2 protein-coding genes and 2 pseudogenes are annotated in these 4,605 nt (G+C 55.0%); all 4 read right to left on the reverse strand.

The window, feature by feature from the left end; translation table 11 throughout:
* A pseudogene (locus I656_RS00525) lies at positions 1-836 on the reverse strand (stage V sporulation protein D); the annotation flags it as partial.
* Positions 837-907: 71 nt separating this feature from the next.
* A pseudogene (locus I656_RS00520) lies at positions 908-3,117 on the reverse strand (penicillin-binding protein).
* A gap of 6 nt (positions 3,118-3,123) precedes the next feature.
* Positions 3,124-3,480 (reverse strand): cell division protein FtsL, encoded by a 357-nt coding sequence (gene ftsL / locus I656_RS0117020; RefSeq protein ID WP_033006878.1) that lies wholly within the window; start codon positions 3,478-3,480, stop codon positions 3,124-3,126.
* Positions 3,481-3,576: 96 nt separating this feature from the next.
* Positions 3,577-4,509, reverse strand: a complete 933-nt coding sequence (gene rsmH, locus I656_RS00515; RefSeq protein WP_033006876.1) for a 16S rRNA (cytosine(1402)-N(4))-methyltransferase RsmH — start codon at positions 4,507-4,509, stop codon at positions 3,577-3,579.
* Positions 4,510-4,605: the final 96 nt, after the last annotated feature.

Genomic DNA, 4,605 nt, shown 5'->3' on the forward strand with positions numbered 1-4,605 from the left:
TAAATTTCCGGAGGAACGCTCCGGTAATCCGCTGGATTGAACGTCGGGCGGCTCGCCATCGCCAAAATTTCACCGGTGTTCGGGTCCATGGCGATCGCGATGATGCCGTCCGGATTGTATTTCGCCTCCGCGATGTCAAGTTCGCGCTCCATGATCGTCTGAATGCGCGAATCGATCGTCAACACCAAATTCAAGCCGTCAGTCGGCGGCGTATAGTCATCAGCGATATCGGGCATGCGCCGCCCTTTCGCATCGGAATAAAACTGCACGGAGCCGCGCTCGCCCCTCAGTTCCTTGTCATAATACAGCTCCAACCCGGTGAGCCCTTGGTTGTCAATGCCGGTGAAGCCGAGCACGTGCGACAAATAGCTGCCAAACGGATAGTAGCGCTTCGTATCTTCCGCGATATACACCCCATCCAAGTCGAGGGAGCGCACATTCGCCGCTTTTTCATCGGAAATTTTCCGCCCTTCTTTCAGGCGGACGATCGACGTTTTTTGCGTGATTTGTTTATAGATGGATTCGACCGAACCGCCCAGCACCCCTGCCAGCTTTTTCGCCGCCTCTGCCGGGTTTTTGACTTGCCGCGGAATGACATACACCGTCGGAGCGCTCATGTTCGTCGCCAGCGGGACGCCGTTGCGGTCCAAAATTTCGCCTCGCTTCGGCTCAAACGGAATGTTCCGGCCCCATAGCCCTTTCGCCCGTTCCGCTAATAGATCGCCGAGCCAAAATTGGACGTAGCCGAGACGGAGATCGATAATGGCAAAAATCAAAATCCCGATCAAAAACACGATCGTCAACCGCTTGCGCACGGTAACGTACGATACGCGCATATGGCGGAACCTCCTTCATGGTGGGCTCGTTCCACTATATGCTTGTACGCCCCGTTATAGAACGGCAAAAATCATTCGTGCGGCTCGGCTTCTTTCCGTAAAGCCGCCTCTTTCTCCTTCTCCGCCGCCGCTTTCTCCCATTGGCGCGGCGGAGCCAATTCAACAATTAAATAATCGCCTTTGCGCACCTCCGCTCCCGGACGAATGTTTTGGCTGACGACATAGCCGGTCCCTTTCGTGCTCGGCCGCAAGCCGAGTATATGAGCCACTTTCATAGCGTCGCGCAGCGAGAAGCCGCGCAAATCCGGCATCGTTGCCGCCCCGTCCGTTTTTAACACGACCCGTTCGCCCAAAAGAACGTGATCGCCGCCTTGCGGAAGCTGCTGCTCAACATATTTGCCGCGGCCGATCACGACCGGCACATATCCCTTGTCCTTCAGCTGCTTGGCTGCCGAAGCCGCCGGCTGGCCGATCCATGAATCAAGCGCCTGCGGTTTTGCAGTCTTTGCTTTCATTCGTTTTTCCCCGTTCGGTTCAATATGCAAATATTGCAAACTGCTTTTCATCACCGTCGTAAAAATTTGCGACACCGGCGCCGCTCCGGTTTCGGTCACATCGAGGTGCGGCTGTTGGACCGCGACATACATGAGAAGCTTCGGATCATCCGTCGGCGCCATGCCTAAAAACGAAAAAATGTAGTTTTCCCGTCCGGTCAAATAGCCCCCGGAAGCCGACGGAATTTGCGCCGTCCCCGTTTTGCCGGCGACGCGGTAGCCGTTGATTTGGTACGGACGGCCGGTGCCGTGCTCGGACGTGACGACCGTCTCTAAAATGGCGCGCACTTTGCGCGCGGTTTCCGCCGTAATCGGCTCGCCGACCACGGTCGGCCCATGATCGAGCACGACTTTGCCGCTGTCTGGGTCGACGACTTTCTCGATGACATACGGCTTCATCATTTTCCCATCGTTGGCGATCGCCGTCGCCGCTTGGATTTGCTGGATTGGCGTCACCGATGTCCCTTGGCCGAATCCGGTCGTAATTCGTTCAATCGGGTAGCGATAGCGGATTTGCCCGACCGCTTCGTTCGGCAAATCGATGCCCGTTTTCCGGTCAAAATGGAAACGGTGCAAATATTGCAAAAACCGATCTTCACCAAGCTTTTCTTTCACTAAAATCGAAAAGGCGACGTTTGAAGAGCGCTGCACCCCTTCATTAAACGTGATCGTCCCCCAGCCGACATCGTTATGGTCGCGGATCGTGTTCGGCCCCACTTTGTAGGAACCGGAGCGATACGTTTCGTTGCCGTTATACACTCCTTCGTTGATGGCCGCCGCGAGCGTGAACACTTTCATCGTCGATCCCGGCTCATACGGATAGGAAATGGCGTCATTTAAAAAGTTCGTAATATCACGCTTGTTTGGGTCGAAGCTCGGACGCGTCGCCATCGCCAAAATTTTCCCTGTTTTTGGATCAGCGACGATGGCGATCATTTTTTTCGGCTTGTATTGCTTCTCGACACTGCTCATCGCATCTTCCAAAAACGATTGAATCTTTCCGTCGATCGTCAAATAGACGTTTGCCCCATTGTCCGGCTTGACAATGCGCTCTTCCCCCCCGGGGAGGCGGAAGCCGTTTGCGTCGCCGGCAAACGACACATAGCCGTCTTTTTCACGCAAATACCGGTCAAGTTCTTTTTCCACGCCCATTTTGCCGACCGTTTCGTTAGCTTCATTTTTTTGCGCGTAGCCGATGACGTGCGACGCAAACACGCCGTTCGGATAAAACCGGCTCGTGTCGCGGATGAAAGCGATGCCTGGCAAATGGAGCGCTTCGATTTTCCGTTTCAGCTCAAAACTGATGTTGCGGCCGTAGGACCCAAACTCGACTTGCTTCGCTTTTTTGGTCAAAATGCGCTCCATCGCCTCGACGTCCATGCCAAGCAACGGGGCGAGTTGTTCCGCTGTTTTTTTCGGATCGACACATGGTGCGGATGATCCGGATCGGTTGTCATCTTCGGATCCAAAACGGCCACAACCGTATACGACGGCACATCTTCAGCCAAAACGGCGCCGTTGCGTTCGAAAATCGTTCCGCGCTTCGCCTTGATCGTCCGCGTTTGTTGATGCTGCCGCTCCGCGATCACAGCCAGCGTTTGGCCGTCCGCTTTGCCGGTCCATTCAAGCTGCACAAAGCGGGCGAACAACAGAGAAAAGAGGAAGCCGAACAGGCAAAACAGGATGAACGCTCCTTGATGGGTGTTGCGATGCTTTCTTGCCTCCATCGCCGATCATTCCTGCACAACTTTCACATGGTTTTCGTTGAGCGACAAACCGAGCTCTTTTGCCTTTTGCAAAATGCGCTCGTACGCGCTCAGCCGTTGCACCTCGATATATAGGTCATTGTTCTCCTTTTTCTGCTCGTCAATCGACGCCTCGAGCTTTTGCACCCCTTTGTTCAATTCGTAAATGCGCACTTGGTTCGAGACGATATGAACCGCCGCATAGAAAACAAACAAGCAAAACAACACAAACAGCATCTTTTCAGCCAGCGACAGGCGAAAGCGCTGCTTCCGCCGCGTCTTCGGGCTTGGCGGTGACGCCGGATGTCGTTGTTCGCGCGCGACTTTGACTGCTGCATCGTTCACATTTTTCCCCTCCTGTTTCTCCATGCATTCGTTTTTCGCCGCAATGGGCGGCGCCCGCATTGAAATTTGGTTGTGTTTCCCCGCTATTTTCGTCATCTACAGCTTTTCGGCAATGCGGAGTTTGGCCGAACGGGCGCGACGGTTTCGTTCGAGCTCTTCCTCGGAAGGAACGATCGGTTTTTTTGTAATGATTTTCAGCACGGGGCGGTAGTCGTCGGGGAGAACCGGAAGCCCCGGGGGCAATGGCGGGCTTTCGCTCGCCTTTTTAAACGTTTCTTTGCAAATGCGGTCTTCAAGCGAATGAAACGTAATGACGCTCACCCGACCGCCGGGGGCGAGCAGTTCGATCGCCTGCTCGAGCGCCTCGCGAAACGCCTCAAGTTCGTCGTTGACCGCGATGCGAAGCGCCTGAAAAATGCGTTTGGCCGGGTGTCCGCCGCTGCGGCGCGCCGGAGCGGGAATCGCTTCCTTAATCACCTCAACGAGCTCCCCCGTCGTTTTAATCGGCCTCGTGCGGCGCACTTCCTCGATTTTGCGCGCCACTTGCTTCGAAAACTTCTCTTCGCCGTAACGGAAAAAGATGCGGACGAGCTCCTCGTATGGCCAGCGGTTGACAATCTCCGCCGCCGTCAGCCGCTGCTTGCGGTCCATCCGCATATCAAGCGGCGCATCGTGCTGATAGCTGAAGCCGCGCTCGGGTTCGTCGAGCTGCGGCGAAGAAACACCCAAATCAAACAAGACGCCATCGACGGACTTGACGCCAAGCGCCGAAAGCTCCTCTTGCAAAAACCGGAAGTTCCGGTGCACAAACTGCACTTGCCGGCCGTAGCGAGCGAGCCGTTCGCGCGCATGCATGATGGCGGCTTCGTCTTGGTCAAAGGCAAACAGCTTCCCACGTGCCGACAAACGGGAGAGCAAATACTCGCTATGGCCGCCGCCGCCCAGCGTACAATCGACGTAAATGCCGTCAGGTCGGATGTTCAGCCCATCGACTGCCTCTTTCAGCAACACGGTTGTATGTTGAAACACATGTCCACCACCTTCGTTGCATAAAGCCACACTCACATCGGCCAGTGGCCGCCTCCTTATTATATCGCAAAGATGGACAAAATTTTAGCTTTTTTT

This window comes from Geobacillus sp. WSUCF1 (assembly GCF_000422025.1).
Taxonomy (GTDB): domain Bacteria; phylum Bacillota; class Bacilli; order Bacillales; family Anoxybacillaceae; genus Geobacillus; species Geobacillus zalihae.